This window comes from Sporosarcina sp. FA15 (assembly GCF_051550195.1).
GTDB classification, from domain to species: domain Bacteria; phylum Bacillota; class Bacilli; order Bacillales_A; family Planococcaceae; genus Sporosarcina; species Sporosarcina psychrophila.
On record NZ_CP188818.1, the window covers coordinates 2,383,108 to 2,400,697 of the forward strand.

The 17,590-nt window shown below is 43.1% G+C and carries 16 protein-coding genes; 4 read left to right on the forward strand and 12 right to left on the reverse strand.

Annotated features, from left to right (window positions below):
* Positions 1-222: 222 nt before the first annotated feature.
* Positions 223-1,458, reverse strand: a complete 1,236-nt coding sequence (gene fabF / locus ACP8HG_RS11495; protein WP_067211893.1) for a beta-ketoacyl-ACP synthase II — start codon at positions 1,456-1,458, stop codon at positions 223-225.
* A gap of 79 nt (positions 1,459-1,537) precedes the next feature.
* A complete protein-coding gene (locus ACP8HG_RS11500; protein WP_067211895.1) occupies positions 1,538-2,470 on the reverse strand; it encodes a beta-ketoacyl-ACP synthase III in 933 nt (310 codons plus the stop codon).
* Between the two features lie 186 nt (positions 2,471-2,656).
* Between ACP8HG_RS11500 and ACP8HG_RS11505 the strand changes: the two genes are divergently transcribed.
* Positions 2,657-2,839 (forward strand): DUF2929 family protein, encoded by a 183-nt coding sequence (locus tag ACP8HG_RS11505; RefSeq protein WP_067211898.1) that lies wholly within the window; start codon positions 2,657-2,659, stop codon positions 2,837-2,839.
* Positions 2,840-3,675: 836 nt separating this feature from the next.
* Here ACP8HG_RS11505 and ACP8HG_RS11510 read toward each other — a convergent pair.
* The 4 genes from ACP8HG_RS11510 to ACP8HG_RS11525 form a co-directional block, all read right to left on the reverse strand.
* A complete protein-coding gene (locus ACP8HG_RS11510) occupies positions 3,676-5,811 on the reverse strand; it encodes an ATP-dependent Clp protease ATP-binding subunit (RefSeq protein ID WP_187045529.1) in 2,136 nt (711 codons plus the stop codon).
* Positions 5,812-5,966: 155 nt separating this feature from the next.
* Positions 5,967-6,449 carry a ribonuclease E activity regulator RraA gene (gene rraA / locus ACP8HG_RS11515; RefSeq protein WP_438296322.1) on the reverse strand — a complete coding sequence of 161 codons (483 nt, stop codon included), beginning with the start codon at positions 6,447-6,449 and terminating at the stop codon, positions 5,967-5,969.
* An 845-nt stretch (positions 6,450-7,294) separates the two neighbouring features.
* Entirely contained in the window at positions 7,295-7,603 is a 309-nt protein-coding gene (locus tag ACP8HG_RS11520) for a metal-sulfur cluster assembly factor (RefSeq protein ID WP_067211901.1), read from the reverse strand.
* Between the two features lie 54 nt (positions 7,604-7,657).
* A complete protein-coding gene (locus ACP8HG_RS11525) occupies positions 7,658-8,425 on the reverse strand; it encodes a prolyl oligopeptidase family serine peptidase (protein ID WP_187045530.1) in 768 nt (255 codons plus the stop codon).
* Between the two features lie 135 nt (positions 8,426-8,560).
* Between ACP8HG_RS11525 and ACP8HG_RS11530 the strand changes: the two genes are divergently transcribed.
* From ACP8HG_RS11530 to ACP8HG_RS11540, 3 genes are all read left to right on the forward strand, one after another.
* A complete protein-coding gene (locus ACP8HG_RS11530) occupies positions 8,561-9,370 on the forward strand; it encodes a Cof-type HAD-IIB family hydrolase (protein ID WP_067211906.1) in 810 nt (269 codons plus the stop codon).
* Positions 9,371-9,397: 27 nt separating this feature from the next.
* The gene (locus ACP8HG_RS11535) at positions 9,398-10,255 is read left to right on the forward strand and encodes a DegV family protein (RefSeq protein ID WP_438296325.1); all 858 of its coding nucleotides are present in this window, start codon (positions 9,398-9,400) and stop codon (positions 10,253-10,255) included.
* A 268-nt stretch (positions 10,256-10,523) separates the two neighbouring features.
* Complete coding sequence (locus ACP8HG_RS11540) at positions 10,524-11,849, forward strand: CoA-disulfide reductase (RefSeq protein WP_438296327.1); 1,326 nt, start codon at positions 10,524-10,526, stop codon at positions 11,847-11,849.
* A 143-nt stretch (positions 11,850-11,992) separates the two neighbouring features.
* Here the strand turns inward: ACP8HG_RS11540 and ACP8HG_RS11545 are convergent, their stop codons facing one another.
* The 6 genes from ACP8HG_RS11545 to ACP8HG_RS11570 all read right to left on the reverse strand — a co-directional run bounded on the left by ACP8HG_RS11545 (position 11,993) and on the right by ACP8HG_RS11570 (position 17,589).
* A complete protein-coding gene (locus ACP8HG_RS11545) occupies positions 11,993-13,453 on the reverse strand; it encodes an alpha-amylase family glycosyl hydrolase (RefSeq protein WP_338655607.1) in 1,461 nt (486 codons plus the stop codon).
* Positions 13,454-13,485: 32 nt separating this feature from the next.
* The gene (locus ACP8HG_RS11550; protein ID WP_067211914.1) at positions 13,486-13,773 is read right to left on the reverse strand and encodes a hypothetical protein; all 288 of its coding nucleotides are present in this window, start codon (positions 13,771-13,773) and stop codon (positions 13,486-13,488) included.
* A gap of 1,042 nt (positions 13,774-14,815) precedes the next feature.
* Positions 14,816-14,953 carry a hypothetical protein gene (locus ACP8HG_RS11555; protein ID WP_438296329.1) on the reverse strand — a complete coding sequence of 46 codons (138 nt, stop codon included), beginning with the start codon at positions 14,951-14,953 and terminating at the stop codon, positions 14,816-14,818.
* A gap of 48 nt (positions 14,954-15,001) precedes the next feature.
* Positions 15,002-15,376: a YisL family protein gene (locus ACP8HG_RS11560; RefSeq protein ID WP_067211918.1), complete on the reverse strand. Its 375-nt coding sequence runs from the start codon at positions 15,374-15,376 to the stop codon at positions 15,002-15,004.
* Between the two features lie 73 nt (positions 15,377-15,449).
* Positions 15,450-16,349 carry a fumarylacetoacetate hydrolase family protein gene (locus ACP8HG_RS11565; RefSeq protein WP_067211921.1) on the reverse strand — a complete coding sequence of 300 codons (900 nt, stop codon included), beginning with the start codon at positions 16,347-16,349 and terminating at the stop codon, positions 15,450-15,452.
* A gap of 43 nt (positions 16,350-16,392) precedes the next feature.
* The gene (locus tag ACP8HG_RS11570; RefSeq protein ID WP_342538841.1) at positions 16,393-17,589 is read right to left on the reverse strand and encodes a DUF418 domain-containing protein; all 1,197 of its coding nucleotides are present in this window, start codon (positions 17,587-17,589) and stop codon (positions 16,393-16,395) included.
* Position 17,590 lies beyond the last annotated feature (1 nt).

A 17,590-nucleotide genomic window follows, 5' to 3' on the forward strand; every position in this document is an offset into this window, starting at 1 on the left:
GAAAATCTGAGGGCAAACTTCCATACTGTAAGGACAAATCGCCAAACTGTCAGGGCAAGCCAAGAAACTGGGAGCGCATCACTAAACTCTGAGGGCAAACTTCCATACTGTAAGGGCTAATCGCCAAACTATCAGGGCAAGCCGCGAATCTTTCTGAACAAGCCCAAAACTACATAAACAAAAAGACGCCCCAGTAAACTGGAACGTCCTGCTAACTTAAACTTATACTTTTTTGAATACGAGTGATGCGTTATGTCCGCCGAAACCGAGTGAGTTGCTCATAGCGTACGTAATGTCCGCTTTGCGCGCACCTTCAGTTACATAGTCGAGATCACACTCAGGATCTGGATTCACAAAATTCATTGTCGGTGGCAGGATTCCTTCTTGCAATGCCTTCACCGTGAAGATTGCTTCCAATCCGCCTGCTGCGCCGAGCAAATGGCCTGTCATTGATTTTGTTGAGCTCATCGTGAGTTTATAAGCGTGTTCGCCGAAAACTGTTTTCGCTGCCATTGTTTCGAATTGGTCGTTATATGGCGTGCTCGTTCCATGAGCATTAATATAATCGATTTCATCTGGACTGATACCACTTTGCTCAATCGCCTGTTGCATCGCGCGTGCGCCACCTTCGCCCCCAGGAGCTGGAGCCGTAATATGGTGCGCATCACCTGTTGCACCATAGCCGGTTAGTTCAGCGTAAATTTTCGCACCGCGTGCAATTGCATGCTCGTACTCTTCAAGGATTAAGATACCAGCTCCTTCTCCAATTACAAAACCGTCACGTTCTTTATCAAATGGACGTGATGCGGTTGCAGGGTCGGGGTTTAACGACAATGCTGTATTCGCACAAAAACCAGCAACTGCCATTGTTGTGATTGGCGCTTCTGCTCCGCCAGTAATCATAACGTCAGCATCACCGCGGCGAATAACTTCAAATGCATCTCCTATCGAGTTCGTTCCTGATGCACAAGCTGTTACGGTACAAGAGTTAATGCCTTTTGCTCCGTGATAAATCGATACTTGGCCCGCTGCCATATCGGGAATCATCATTGGTACGAAAAACGGGCTAACACGTCGATAGCCTTTCTCTTGGAACGTTAGAAACTGTTGCTCATGCGTTTCCATACCACCGATGCCTGAACCAATCCAGACACCCGTGCGAAGAGCTAAATCTCCTTCAAGTTCAAGATTTGCATCTTTCATTGCCATAATCGATGCCGCAAGTGCGTAATGCGTGAATCGATCCATTTTACGCGCGTCTTTCCGAGAGATATATTGTTCTATATCAAAATCTTTCACTTCTGCTGCCACTTTTACAGGAAACTTATCACTGTCAAGTCTTGTTAGTGGTCCGATTCCAGATTTCCCTTCCAAGACCGCTTTCCAAGACTCCTCCGCTGAATTCCCGACTGGAGAAATTGCCCCTATACCTGTTACTACTACACGTTTTATTCCCATATGTGAAAACTTCCCTTCTATTCTATAAAGACTGACGCTTCTTGTCACTTTTCATACACTACAAAACATGTGTACTTTTTTATTTTCCCCACTTAATGCATATTGCGCCCCAAGTGAGACCTCCGCCGAATCCAACCATGACAATAACGTCATCATCTTTCACTCTGCCTTCAGCTAGATCATCGACAAGTGAAATTGGAATGGACGCGGCAGATGTATTGCCATATTTATGGATTGTCTTGGACATTTTTTCTACTGGTAAACCTAGTCGTTCACGAGAAGATTCCATAATTCGTATATTCGCTTGGTGCGGAATAAGGAAATCGACGTCTTCCTTCATTAGACCCGCTTTTCTAATAACGCTTTCTGCGGATTCGCCCATCTGACGGACTGCGAATTTGAATACTTCACGGCCATTCATAACAAGTTTTTCATCCTGATAAAGGTGTTTGCCACCGCTACCGTCTGCACCGAGTTCGAATGACAGGATTCCCCGTCCTTCACTTACTTTTCCTATAATAGCTGCACCCGCTCCATCTCCGAAAAGAATGGCGGTATTGCGGTCTTCCCAATTGGTAATTTTAGATAATTTTTCAACTCCGACAACTAGGACATAATCATATGTGCCAGATTCGACGAACTGTTTCGCCGTTACGACGCCATACATGAACCCTGCACAAGCCGCTGAAATGTCCATAGCCGCCGCATTCGTTGCGCCGAGCTGTTGTTGAAGCATTGTCGACACTGAAGGAAAAGGTCGATCAGGTGTGACTGTAGCTACAAGAATAAGTCCGATCTCTTCTGGTTTGATCCCTGCGTTGTTGATCGCTTCCACTGCAGCGTTATATGCCATATGAGACGTATCCGTTGAATCGTCTGCGATGCGTCTTTCTTCGATGCCTGTCATTGTACGAATCCATTCATCCGATGTATCCAAACGCTTTTCTAGGTCCGCGTTCGTCAAAACGTGTGATGGTACGTATTTACCCATGCCGATAAATCCAGCAGTCATTCCGCATCCCCCGTTCTTTATCATCTATTATTAGTACCTGCTCTTAATCATAAAAGAAACGGGCTCACTTTTCAACCTGTTGACACTTTTTCGCCAAATAAAGTTCCGTTTGCATGGAAATTAGTTTCTCCAATGTAACCACTGTGATATGATTAAATATGAAATAGTAATGTAGAGGTGAATTCAATGAAATACGTAATGACATTTTTCTGGTCTTTCTGTTTAATCACTATGTTGAACTATGTTTCTGGAGCAATTGCTAACTTGCCATTTGACTTCATGCCAGGCGTATATGTTTCGCTTGTCGTTTCTGTAATCGTTATCTTACTGGCTGAATCTTTCCCAGAAGGCGAAATTGCAGATCATTAATCAACAAAAAACCATCTCCCTCGCTGGGGATGGTTTTTATATTGGATACTACATATGTTGATTAACCAAAAACAACCAGTAAATAACTGAATTAAACACTAGGCGCTTCGTGTACAGGTTGTTTGGATTGCTTTGAATTGAATGACCTCTATACGATTACCGAGATGTCTTGATGTGTAGGGATGCGACTTTGACGCACCCCTACACATTTTTTCGGTAATCGTATGGTGCTTATTCATCCGTCGCGCTCCAAATTCCTAAGTACACAAAGTACTAAAATTTTTCGGGACGAAAGAATAGCGGGGCTTCTTATCTAGATAATAGCCGCCAAAGATACAATTTTGGCGGCTGAAACCTTCTCCATAGTCTTGTCTTTTTTAGTTAAGAAAGAGTCACTTTCTTATAGTCCATCGCATGATAAGATGCATACCCTTTACTAAAGGTAAGCAAGGAACACATTGTTCAAAGTACTAGGATGCCGGAAATTGTATCTTCGGGCACTTACAACATGTATAAAAAGTCATCTATTCTTTTATTCTAAAGCAGTTGTATTTTTCACTTTACCGTTGTAGGAACGCGATAGGAAACGATTCGCAACAGGGTTACTGAAAAGGGTGTGGCTAGGAATGACGAAGTCGTTTCTAGCCACACTTGCCCCTCGGTAAGGTTGTCGTGAATAATTCTCCGAAAGCGGATCGGAAGTGATCCAGTGAAAATGGTGTTTTTTAAACCTTTCTTACCTGCTCTTCATGTAAGAAAATGGTTAATCAATAGACGTGATTGGATACTATAGAAAAAGCCGCAGGAAGTTCAAACTTCCTGCGGCTTTTTCTGTTTTAATCTGTTTGAATAACTAATTTCCCGTCTTCCATAGCTAGAACGAGTTTATCATTTAGTTTAAGATCACCTTTAATAATTTCTTTTGCAACCATCGTTTCAACATGTCGTTGGATAAAGCGTTTCAATGGACGAGCTCCGAAATCGGCATCTGTTCCTTCATTGACAATCCAATCGAGCACATCTTCACTATATTCCATAATGATTTCCTGTCCACGTAATCGTTTAACTAGGTCTTCAATCATTTTCCGTGCAATCTTGCGGAATGAATCACCTGTCAGTGAATGGAAAATAATGATGTCATCCATTCGATTTAATAACTCTGGTTTGAAATGATTTTTTAATTCGGCCATGACTAGATCTTCTGCTGCATGGTTTTCTGTATCGTCTAGCCCATGAAGCAAGTAGGCAGAGCCGATATTCGAGGTCATAATGACGACAGTATTGGTAAAGTTGACGAGTCTGCCTTGGCTATCGGTAATTCGGCCGTCATCTAATACTTGCAATAAGATGTTTGCGACATCCGGATGCGCTTTCTCGATTTCATCTAACAGCACCACTGAATACGGATTGCGTCGTACTGCTTCCGTCAATTGACCACCTTCTTCGTAACCGATGTAGCCTGGAGGTGCACCAACAAGCCGTGATATACTATGCTTCTCCATATATTCCGACATGTCGATGCGGATGAAATGATCTTCCGAATCAAACAATGTCGCAGCGAGCGTTTTCGCCAGCTCTGTCTTACCGACCCCAGTTGGTCCCAAAAATAGGAATGAACCAATTGGTTTATCTGGATCTTTAATGCCCGCACGTGCGCGCCACACGGCTTCCGTCACAAGTTGTACAGCATCATCCTGCCCAATTACACGCTCTTCAAGTGTTTCACGCAGACGAAGTAGTTTTTCACGTTCACCTTCAACAAGTTTCGTTACCGGAATACCCGTCCAACGCGCGACAATTGTCGCAATTTCTTCTTCCGTCACTTCTTCACGGAGCAGTCGATTTTCCTGCCCCTCTACAAGCGCGGCTTCAAGTTCATGCAACTCCTCCTCTAGATTCGGGATTTTTCCATAAGTGAGTTCTGCAGCTTTATTCAAATCAAACCGATTTTCAGCTTCTTCTAGTTCACGTCGGAAACGGTCTAGCTTTTCTCGCTTATCCTGGATTCCACGCAATGTTTCTTTTTCAGAATCCCATTGCTCCCGCATGCCTGCAGACGATTCTTTCAGCTCTGTCAGTTCATCACGAAGTACTTCAAGACGATTTTTACTGACCGCATCCTTTTCTTTGCGTAACGCTTGCTCTTCAATTTCAAGCTGCATAATCCGGCGTGTCACCGCATCCAATTCGGATGGCATTGAGTCGATTTCAGTCCGTATCATCGCGCTCGCTTCATCTATTAAGTCAATTGCTTTATCCGGCAAGAAACGCTCTGTCAAATAGCGGTCTGATAATGTTGCCGCAGCAACAATTGCACGGTCATGGATGCGCACACCATGGTGAAGTTCATAGCGTTCTTTCAATCCCCGTAAAATCGACACTGTATCCTCGACGGACGGTTCACGCACGAGTACTTGCTGGAAACGGCGTTCAAGCGCAGGATCTTTTTCGATATATAACCGGTACTCGTCAAGTGTCGTTGCTCCGATACAGTATAATTCACCGCGTGCTAGCATTGGTTTCAGCATGTTGCCAGCGTCCATTGCGCCTTCTGTTTTCCCCGCGCCGACAATTGTATGGATTTCATCAATGAATAGAATGATCTCCCCTGCACTATCTTTCACCTGTTTCAGTACGCCTTTTAAACGCTCTTCAAATTCACCACGGTATTTTGCACCCGCGATAAGTGAACTCATATCAAGTTCAAAAATTTGGCGATCTTTCAATCCTTCTGGCACATCGCCCTTCACAATTCGTTGCGCAAGTCCTTCAACGATTGCCGTCTTGCCGACACCCGGTTCCCCGATTAAAACAGGATTATTTTTAGTCTTTCTTGATAAAATCCGAATGACGTTACGTATTTCCTCATCACGACCAATAACGGGATCCATTTTCCCTTTTTTAACTTCTTCAACGAGATTCCGTCCAAATTGTTCTAGAGGTGTACGCTGGTCTTCTTGCTGTCCGTCCATTCGCATATACATCCGCCTTTCTATAAGTCAACGTCTGACTTTGACTATCTTTGATTAATTAAATTATAAGATGAATTTGATTGAAAGTAAAGCGATTTGCACGACGATTAAAGATAACAAAAGACCCCTACAAAGAAACATCTTAGGGTTTGTCATTAGCTGTACAAATTACGAGTGGCTACCACTACGCCGTCTTCGTCCGCATAGACAAAGTGATTGGGATTCCACTCTACATCTCCGAAAAGCAGTTTACTGTCCTGTTCCCCTTTTCCCTCTTTTGTACTCTTCAACGGATGACTGCCTATTGCCAGCACACCAATATTTTGTTCGATTAATTCTGCTGTATCGCGAACACATCCGTAGATAATAACCCCTGCGAGTTTACGGGTTTCGGCGATAACACCTAAATTGCCGCCCATTAACGCACATCTTTTTGAACCTCCGCCATCGACAACAAGAACACTACCTTCCGGAATAGTTTGCAGTGCTTCTTTCACTAGAACGTTATCCTCAAATACTTTCACAGTAGCAATTGGGCCAGAAAATCTTTTGCTTTTGCCATACGATTTAAATACCGTTGAACACACTTGCAATTCGTTTGAAAAATCATCACATACATCCGCAGTTTTTATCGACATTTGAACACTCTCCCTTATTGGAATTCTTTCTCATATCTATACCATTCGACATTATTTCGATATTCCTTTTTAAGTGAGAAATATAATGTCTGTTGATGAACCACTTTTTCAGATGAAGCACCTGATAGAAAAGCATACAAGTCTGTATTTGCACGTGTACATTTCCGGCTTGCTTTGGACGAAATAATCACAATACTATTACCACGGGTTCAATTTGATTGGAAATGACTTCGTCACTTCCAGCCACATTTTTTTCGGTCATCCTGTTGCGACTATCTGTCCGTCGCATACCTACATTGTTCAAGTGACAAATGCAACTACTTTGGAAGATGAAAGAATAACTAGCTTTCTAGAGAGGTTGCAAGAGCCCGAAGATGAAATTTCGGGCACTTCACTACTTTTAATAAAGCCCTCTTTGCTTATTTTAGCAAGGATCAGACAAGTAACAGTGTGCCGCTAGATAGAAAATAACCCTGCCTTAAATTTGAAAAGGAAATACTATAAAGAAGGAGTAAGCAGCCAAAATTGCATCTTTGGCTGCTCCTTTATTGGATAGCAAAGTGGCTATTCATTCATTCCCGAAAGCTTTGGCACTTGGTGTACCGGTATTTTTGGAGAGCTACGGACGAACTACCGCCATACGATTAACGAAAAAATGAGTAGGGATGCGACATTGTCGCATCCCTACTCAGCAAGATATTCCGATAATTGTATAGTAATCGTTCAGTCCACAGCGATCCGAAAGTACCTGTACGTAAGGATAATCTGTTGTGAAGATTTACCCGTGAAACCAACAAAAAAACCGCGCGACTTATCTCTAAGTCACACGGCTTTACTATTTTCTATTATCTTACGCCTAACGCTATTTTAGCATAACGAGACATATTATCTCTTGACCATGGTGGACTCCAAATGATATTAACATCTACGTTTTTCACTTCTGGAAGTTCCATCAGTTCTTGTGTTACGTTAGCAACGATTTGTGGTCCCATTGGACAACCCATCGATGTTAGTGTCATTGTCACTTTTGACGTGCCTTCTTCGTCCAGCTCTACATCATAAACTAGACCTAAGTTGACGATATCGACTCCAAGTTCCGGGTCAATAACGTTTTCAAGTGCCCCCATCATGCTATCTTTCATATCCTGGCTCATCTTCATCCCTCATTCCTTGTTTTTACTAGCTTCATCATAGCAGAGTTCGGCTGTTCATTTCAAATGGCAGGCAAGCCAATCAGCCGCCTGAAGCATTCCGGCTCTAGAAACGGCATGCCCCGAGGTAGCGCTTGAAACAAATTCAATTCGCTCCGGTTCAGTAGCATACTCCTTCTTGATGGCCTGATAGAAGTTGTGTGTCGGTTCGTATGGCACAACCGCATCCTGCTTACCATGCCAAAAGTAGACAGGTCTATTGTTCAATGCCGATGGATGTTTCGTTAAATCAAACGTAGATAATGTGGCGAGTAATTTCTTCTTTTCATCTTCAGTAACAGGCAATGTAAAACCGCGACGTTCGAACTCAGACATTTGTGCTTTCGCTAACTGGACAAAGCCTGGAGCTCCCATCATAACAGCGGCAGCATCGACCCAATCATAGACAGCAAGACAGCCGAGCGTCGTAATTCCGCCCATCGATGTGCCTCCTAAACCAATTTTACCTGTAGTAAGAAGTCCGCGTTGCACTAGCTCTTCACGAATGACACTCACTTCTTCAATTGACGTCAAAACGATTTCCCAAAAACGTAGACTCAGTTGGACTTCATCAAGATTATCTTCCCGAGCACCGTGTAGATGCGCGTCAGGTAAGAGAACTCGGATGCCTTTCTTCGCCATATTATAGGCATAATGCAAATTATGTTCTTTAGCACTCATGAATCCATGAATAAAAATAACGACTGGAACTTGTTTGTCTTTAAGCTCATCCTCAACTATATGTAATAAGGGGATATCGCCCCATAACTCTTCAGTAACATTCATTGAAATCACACCTTTTCCTTTTCACTTGAGCGTACCAAAGTTTTTCTAAAAAAACAAAAGGCACGATTTCATGACTGGATTTTTTGACTTGATTCATATGTTAGCGATAGACTATTTATAGAAGGAGGCGTTTTTTTGAAGCCACATTTAATCGTCCTCGATCTTGATGGGACATTACTTACAGACGAAAAAGTAATTTCAGATAAAACCAAGCTAACACTGAAAAAAGCAGAAGAAAAAGGTCATCACATTATGATTGCGACCGGAAGGCCATACCGAGCAAGCGAAGTGTATTACCGTCAACTCGGGCTTAAAACACCGATTGTCAACTTCAACGGTGCGTTCGTTCACCATCCTGATAATCGTTCTTGGAAAACAATCCATGAAACAATCTCTCTTCCCGTGGTGAAAGATGTCATTGATGCTATGCAGCAATTTACATTCCATAATATTGTTGCAGAAGTGATGGATGATGTATACATGCACCATCACGATGAAAAACTGCTCGACATTTTTGGATTTGGTGAGCCTAAAATAACGCAGGGAGACATTCGTGAATTTTTGCAAGTCGATCCTACAAGTTTACTGATCCATGCACCTGACGATAAAGTTGATGCAATCAGACGCCATCTTGGTGATGTACACGCGGAAGTCATTGATCATCGTCAATGGGGAGCACCGTGGAAAGTCATTGAAATCGTTCGGCATGGCTTGAATAAGGCTGTCGGACTTTCACACGTCTCGAAGTGGATGGATATTCCAAAAGATCGAATTATTGCTTTTGGTGACGAAGACAACGACCTTGAAATGATAGACTATGCCGGCATCGGAGTGGCAATGGGAAATGGAATTGACAGATTGAAATCAATTGCGAATGAAGTGACAGACACGAATAATGAGGATGGCATTGCACGAGTGCTCCGCGAAAGGTTACACTTGGAATAACTACAATTATCCAACGGAGGGGTCTATATGAAAATATTTGCGGACAGTGCCAGTGATTTACCAAAGTCATTTTTCGAAGACAACGATGTAACGCTCTTCCCATTACGCGTCCTCATCGATGACAAAGAGTACGACGATATAATGACGATCGATTCAAAAGAAGTCTACCAAGCAATTCGCAACGGCAAGCAACCTAAAACATCACAAGTATCACCTGAACTGTTCCTTCGAAAGTGGAAGGAACTCGCATCATCAGGTGAAAGTGGGATTTACATCGCTTTTTCTTCAGAGTTATCCGGTACATTCGACACCGCAATCATGACCGGAGACCAAGCAAAAGAAACGAATCCAAAAATGAACCTTATTATTATCGATTCAAGATGCGCTTCGCTTGGTTACGGTCTTCTTGTAAAAGAAGCAGTTCGGCTACGCGATGCGGGAGAAGACGATGTTCGAACGATTGAGCGTAAAATCCGATACATGGCGGCACATATGGAGCACCTCTTCACCGTGCAAGACCTTGATTATATGGCACGCGGCGGTCGCGTATCTAAAACGAGTGCATTCATCGGCGGGCTGCTCAACATTAAGCCATTACTCCATGTCGAAAACGGCAAACTCGTTCCTATCGAAAAGCACCGTGGCCGCAAAAAAGTATTGCGCCGTATGGCTGATCTTATGGCGGAGCGCGGCGATAATTTAGCTGAACAGACAATTGCAATTTGCCATAGCGACGACGAAGGAATAGCACTCGAATTAAAAGCCATAATAGAAGAGTTATTTCATCCAAAAAGTTTCGAAATCCATATGATTGGATCTGTTATCGGTGCACATGTTGGTCCTGGTACAGTAGGCGTCTTTTTCCTGAATAAATTTAATCAGTAACTTCACTCAACAGAAGTCTTCCCCTTCTGTTGAATGAAGGAAGGCAACCTAAGTCCGCCGCGTCCTGCGGCAACGGTTGCATGACCTACCTTCTGTAGGCCCGCGGATGTCACAGATTTTGAAGGAAGTTAATTGAGCAAGCTCGGGCCTGCGTGATGCAGGTCAGTTGGCCATTGTCGCAAGGATGCGACGTTCTTTGGCTAACTTCATTACTTAAATCTGGACGCAAATACGCCAAGGCGAATTTGATTTAAAGGAGGATTTGTTGATGAAAGTACTCATTGTCGGTGCAATCGCGGGTGGTTCCACTGTCGCCGCACAAATTAGACGCGCAGTTCCAGATTCTGAAATCATATTATTTGGACGTGATCCGGTACTTGGCTATGGGACATGCGGTATGCCATATGTCATCGGAGGATTAATCGAAGATAAATGGCAGCTAGTCGGCTCGTCTCCCGAAAAGTTCAGCGAGCAACGAGATATAACCGTCAAGTTAGGGCATGATGTACTGGCCATTAATCGGGAACAGAAAACGGTTGAAGTACGTAATATGGAAACAGATCATGTCTTTACAGAATCCTACGACAAACTTATTTTATCGCCCGGCGGAATCGCCCGTATACCTGACTTAAAAGGTCTCGGTGATTTGCCATTATTTACGCTGAAGAGCTTTGGGGATATGGAAGAAATCATCGACTATATAGAGCGTGAAAAACCGAAGTCGTGCGCTGTTATTGGAGGCGGATTCATCGGGATTGAACTTATTGAGAACTTCATCCATAGAGGATTACAAACGGCGCTTATTGATCGCAATGAACGCGTCATGACATTAATGGATCCTGAAATTTCACAAGTACTTGGCAAGGAAATGAAAGATAATAAGGTAGACTTTTACTTTGAAGATGCCATCGAACGCATTGAAGGCAAGCGCTTGATTATGAAAAATGGTGTGAACTTTGACGTTGACTTTATCGCGTCCAGTATAGGAATCGATCTTGATACGCAACTCGCGATTGAAGCTGATTTACATATCGGGCCGACGAAAGGGATCGTCGTCAACAGCTATATGCAGACAAATGATCCTGACATTTATGCAATTGGTGACGCGGCAGAATGCAAAGACTGGTTCACCGGTAAACCGAAAAACGTGAAACTCGCTTGGCCAGCGCATAGGCAATCAGTCATCGTCGCACGCCATCTTGCCGGCAATCCAATCGAAATGAATGGGCTTCTCGGCACGACGATTACAAAATTGTTTGCGCTGACTGCAGCTATGACTGGCCATTCGGCGAAAAGTTTAACAGATGAAGGTATCAAGTTTGGCACGGCAGTCTATGAAGGCCGAACGAATGCAGGCTATTACCCTGACCATGGGCGTATTTTACTGCGTGTTCATTATGATGAACAATCCCGGCTCATCTTGGGTGCACAAGCGGTCGGTGACAAAGGAGTCGACAAACGAATTGACGTCATTGCAACTGCAATCATGGGCAAAATGACTGTCGATGACCTTGCAGCCCTTGAACTCGGCTACTCCCCACCCTATTCATCGCCGAAAGATCCCGTAAATATGATTGGTTATAAAGCGCGATAACAAGAAAAGCGTAAGGCGCCGTTTAGCCCCGAAAAGCGCTGGAAGGCTTGACGACAAAGGCGCTCTTTGCCTTTTCGGCAAGACTGAAGCTAGACATCAAAAAACACCAGATCGGCAACTTTGCCGATCTGGTGTTTTCTGTCTTACTTCGCCTTCGTTTCAGCTTTTCTATCTTTTCTGCCTTGACGTCCTTTTCTCCAAGCCATGAATAGGAATCCAAAGAACAGGACATAGATTAAAATTGATGCGATTAGATAAGGCGTATTGAATCCTTTGTCTTCATCAGCGATATAAATCTCTGCAACTTCACGTTCTAGTACGACGCGGTAAATTCCATCCTTACCTTCCCTTACCGAATCACCATCAAGTAGACCACGTAATTTTTTATTGTCCCCGATTACTTCTTTCGGAATTTCTACATTGGCTGTCTCAGTCGTATTATTAAGTGCAACAATCCATGTCTCTTTATCATTTGAAAGCTTATACACTGTAAATCCATTCTCATTGTGTAACATCTCAAAGTCACCGTTACGGAAAGCTTCTGATTGGTTGCGCAACTGGTTAAGGTCACCGATATGGTCAATTAACTCCTCATCGATCTTGAAATTCATGATCTGATGACTTTCAGGAGCAGATTCTCCATTTACCGCAATTTCGGTACCATAAGGCATAATCGGTACGCCTGGCATTGAAAATAGTGCCGTAATGGCTAGCTTCCACCGTGTCGGCGGGAACATTCTTGCTTCCACGATATCGTATGTAAAACGTGGTCCTGTTAATTCATCGAACTGGATTAATTCTTTTTCGGTTGCATTTGACACTATCGATAGCGGTGAAGAATCTACGTCATATTTAACGAATGAATTTCTCATTGCGTTCATTTTTTCGTTATTCGGAGCAGAATCGAAGTCAGCGTCACTTTCTTCATTCGTCAGTACATATGCTTTTGGTTTAACCGTTTTTACAGCTTGAATGATTTCATTCAAAAACGCCGTATCGATTTTATCAATCTTCGTTAAACGGATTCCATCCAACTTATACGTTTCAATGAAATCAACGATGGCTTCCTTCAATGCTTTTTGTGTTGCTGCATCCGAAGTATCCCAATCGATTGTTCCGTCAGCAATAGGAAGTGCTTTGACAGTTCCCTCTTTTGCCCAAACATGATTCGAACTCACTCCCGCAAGTGGAAAGTCAGCAATCACGGACATATCCTGCTTATGAATTGCTTTAATCATCTTGCTAAATTCTTCTGAAGTCCCAAAATGCGGGTCAAGTTTCGCATAATCAAGCACTTTACTTCCATCATACGTTTCCGTTTCAAAGACGGGTCCAAGTGAAATAAGCGTGAAGCCCATTCGGACAATATGCTCAAGTCTCGTAGCGACACCTGTGAAGTCTCCTCCACTGAATGCCGTCAAATCTTTCGTATTTACGTCAAAGTCGTTCTTGCCATCGGCGTTATTAAACCGGTCCACAAGCAAATCATATATACTTTCATCCTCTATTGTTCTTTCCGTTTCTGCAAACACCCCTGCTGGAGATAGGGTAGATACCAGTAATAGAAAAGTTGCAATAAGTCCAAACCATTTATTCGCTTTCACAAAATTGCCTCCTCAATACGAGCTGTCACTCGTCATTTTACCAAACGCCGCCACATGTCGCCATTGTTTACGCCAAAAACCTCATCCTTCCCAATGAAATAGGTCGATATTGTGAATAAGGAAAAGCGCAAGGTGCCGTTTAGCCCCGAAAAGCGCTGGCCGACTAAATTCGCCACGTCCTGTGGCAACGTCGGCACTAGTACGTCCTGTACGTCGAAAGGCTTGATGATAAAGGCGCCCTTTGCCTTTTCAACAAGACTGAATTTAAAGGAAGGCAGTCTAAAGTCGCGACGTCCTGTCGCACCGACTGCATGCCCCACTTCGTGTGGGACCAGGGGCTGGCACCTGAAGTCTAGACAGCAACCTAAATTGAATAAGCTTATACATTATTAACTTTTCACGTCTGTTTTATTAACCATTTACTTGCGTATAAAGCAGGTAAATGGTTAATATCCATTTTTACTGGGTCATTTGCGGTTCGCTTTCGGCGAAATAATCACGACACATTTTCCGAGAGGCATGTGTGGCTAGAAGTGACGGAGTCACTTCTAGCCACACTTTTTTCGGTCATTCTGTTGTGAATAGTTGCCTATCGCGTACCTTCAATGTTCAAGTGAAAAATGCAGTTATGTTTGAATGAAAAAAATAGATGACTTTTTATAGAGATTGTAAGTGCCCGTAGATGCAATTTCGGGCACTCTTGCACTTTGTACAATGCGTTCCTTGCTTACTTCTAGAAAATATTATGTATGTAATCATGTGATAGTTTGTAGAAAGTAACACTTCTTTACTAGTAAAAAAAGAGAAAACCCTAAAGAAAGTTTCAACTAGGTAGATGCCCCTCTATTCTTTCGTACAAAAAAGCTTTTGCACTTTGTGTGAGGCCACTGAAAAAGTTCTTTTTATAGTAAGAAATAGTTGATTGTAGTGGAGAGCGGCGACTCCAGCGGGAACAGCGCGAGCTGAAGACCCCGCAGGAACGCAGTGACGAGGAGGCTGAAGCCGTGCCCGCGGAAAGCGTCCGCTCGGAACGGAAATCAACGGGATTGAAGGAAATTGGACTTTTTCAGTGGCCTCCTTTGTGTACTAATGCATTTGGAGCGCGACGGATGAATAAGCACCATACGATTACCGAAAAAATGTGTAGGGATGCGACGAAGTCGCATCCCTACACATCAAGACATCTCGGTAATCGTATAGAGGTAGTTCAATCCAAAGCAATCCAAATATACTGCACACGAAGCGCCTAGTGTTTGATTAAGTTATTTACTAGTTGTTTGGTTAATCAACACATGTGTTATCTTTTATGTCTGGTCTCAAAACAATAAAAAACACCCGCCAGCACAATCGCCAGCAGGTGTCTCATTCATCAAACAGTTCATCGTCATCAGTAGATGACCGCTTTTTGCGGGAAAACAGGATGACGGAAACAGCAAAGAACGCCATTAACATCAAAACAACGACAAGTAATATCGGTCCGATACTAGATCCCATCTCCATCCCCCGTTTGCGTAAACAACGCATTTTCAGTAATCATTCCCGTAAAGATTAAGCGAACCAAGTAATGCCAAATGGCAATTTAAATCCTAGGAACATCGTCGCCAATACGAAGACGAAAAATAGGATCCATACTACTTTGACACTCTTATTCTTCGCAGAACGGACGAGTACCATCTCCATCATACCAATTGTTAGAAGACCCAATAAGAATTTGACGCCATACAACGCGCCATCAAGCGATGAATATTCAAAGAATAGCGCCGCGCCTGTAATTACAATCAGCACGTAGAATAGACGTGCAATCATATGAAGAATCTTTCTGCCTTTTGACTCTGTGTCCATACTTGCAGCAACGAGGAATAAGATAATTCCAACAACCCATGTGAAAATATGAAGATGTGTAGCGTTTGTTAATACGTCCAAATTAGTCACCTCATTTAATTAGTAATACTAAATAATCGTATCACAATTGACTAATTCGCAAAAGGGAAACTGCTCAAACAAACTTATTTACGAGAGTTCCGATGCTTTCAATGGACACTTTTACAGTATCGCCTTGTTTTAAAAATGTCGGAGGTGTCATGCCTTTACCGACGCCAGCAGGTGTACCAGTCAAAATGACATCGCCTGGTTCAAGTGTCACATAACGTGATATTTCAGCAATCAGTTCGTCGATTTTGAAAATCATCGACGCTGTATTGCCATTTTGTCTCACTTCATCGTTCACTTTTGTCACAACTGATAAATTATGTGGATTCGGTATTTCATTTTTCGTCACAATATAAGGTCCCATTGGACACGATCCATCGAGACTTTTTCCTAAGAAGAACTGGCCATGTGCCGCTTGCACGTCACGCGCCGTCACATCGTTTGCAATGGTGTAACCGAAAATATAATCATAGGCCAATTGTTTCGGGATATTACGTCCTCCCTTGCTAATGACAACCGCAAGTTCCCCTTCATAATCAAGGCTATCCGTCACATCGGCATGGACTGAAACGTCTTGTTCATCCGCTGCAATAGCGGTTGGTGATTTCGTGAAAATCATCAACTTTTCAGGTGGTGCATCTGCGCCCATTTCCGCCGCATGGTCAGCGTAGTTTTTGCCTACGCATAGGATATTTTTAGGCGTTCTCGGAATTGGCGAAAGCCATTCTATAGCAGTGAATGCATATTTGAATCGGTCCGAATTCTCATCCGACCGCGCCTGTTCAGCAAGTTTCCGTACTTTTTCAACGAAATCCAGACCAGATGCAATACCTTCCGTGATTGTTTGTGGAAAATCAGTATCCTCAAATGCTTCTGCAATCGCTAACATATCCCATACTGCATCTTCCTTCTTCACTTTAGGTCCAAATAACGTCCTGCCTTCGTAACGGAACGATAATAATTTCATCTGTCAGCCCATCCCTTCATTAGTAAAACCCTTATTCTGATTACTACGACAAAGGCCGATCCTTTTCCTCTTTATTCGGCAAATTCTTTCCGTATGTTCCTTTGCGCCACAACCACTCTAATGGACCCATGCGGAATTTCGACAGCCAAAGTTCAGCAATTAGAACTTGAATGATGAACACACCAACTGCAATACCCACTCCCGTTGCCAAGTCTACTTTGCCATACATGCCAAAACCGTAGGCGTAAAAAATAAGTGTCGCCACAATCGATTGCGTAATATACGTCGTCAACGACATCCTACCTACTTTTGAAATAGGACGGAATATCGCGCGGAAAAATGGTAGTTGATAGAGTAAGAGCAACAAACCTATATAACCAATTGCTAAAACAGGACCGCCGAATTGCTCTTGCAATACAAGTGCATCCATTGAAGGACCACTAGTATGTGGTATAGCTTTCATCCATATGCCCGCAGCAAGTGAAACAACAGTCACGACTGCGATGCCCACTTTCAATTCCGCGGCGCGCTCAATTACTTTCCATTTAGACAACCCTGCCCCAATCATAATGAGTGGCAATACGACGAAGATACCTAGTAACGAACTCGTCAATCCCAAAGTTAGCCATTCAGTAAAACGGAAGCTAAAGATTTCGCCATAACTACCGTAGGCATACGCTTCAAGCGAGCGTTCAATTTGATGAATATCTGCGTAGCCTTCCATTATTGCATTCGAATCCAATTTATTGAGAAAATAAGTGATTCCATAAATGATTCCCGAAGGCACAATATAGACGAAAGCAGCAATCGGTAACATCCACTTCTTCGGAATCCTAACACACGCAATCATCATAAAGCCCATTAACGCGTACGTAAACAAAATGTCACCCATCCAGATGAACAATACATGAAGTAAACCGAAGACGAGCAAAACGCCCATACGACGTGCCATGACTGGCGCAAATGACATCTTATTTGCCATTGATTTTTCATATTGCATATTTAAACCATAACCGAACAGCATGGCGAAAATCGGGTAAAAACTCGCTTCCACGAAGATATCAACCCATTTAAAGACCGCCATATCACTCGATGCACTAAACCATGAATACGGATCCATATACAAATACGGTGAATGGAATACGAGCATATTCGCGATGAATATCCCGAGTAATGCAAACCCGCGCAGCATATCGAGCGCCTCAATACGATTTCCAAGCGTTGTTGGTGTTAATTTCAAT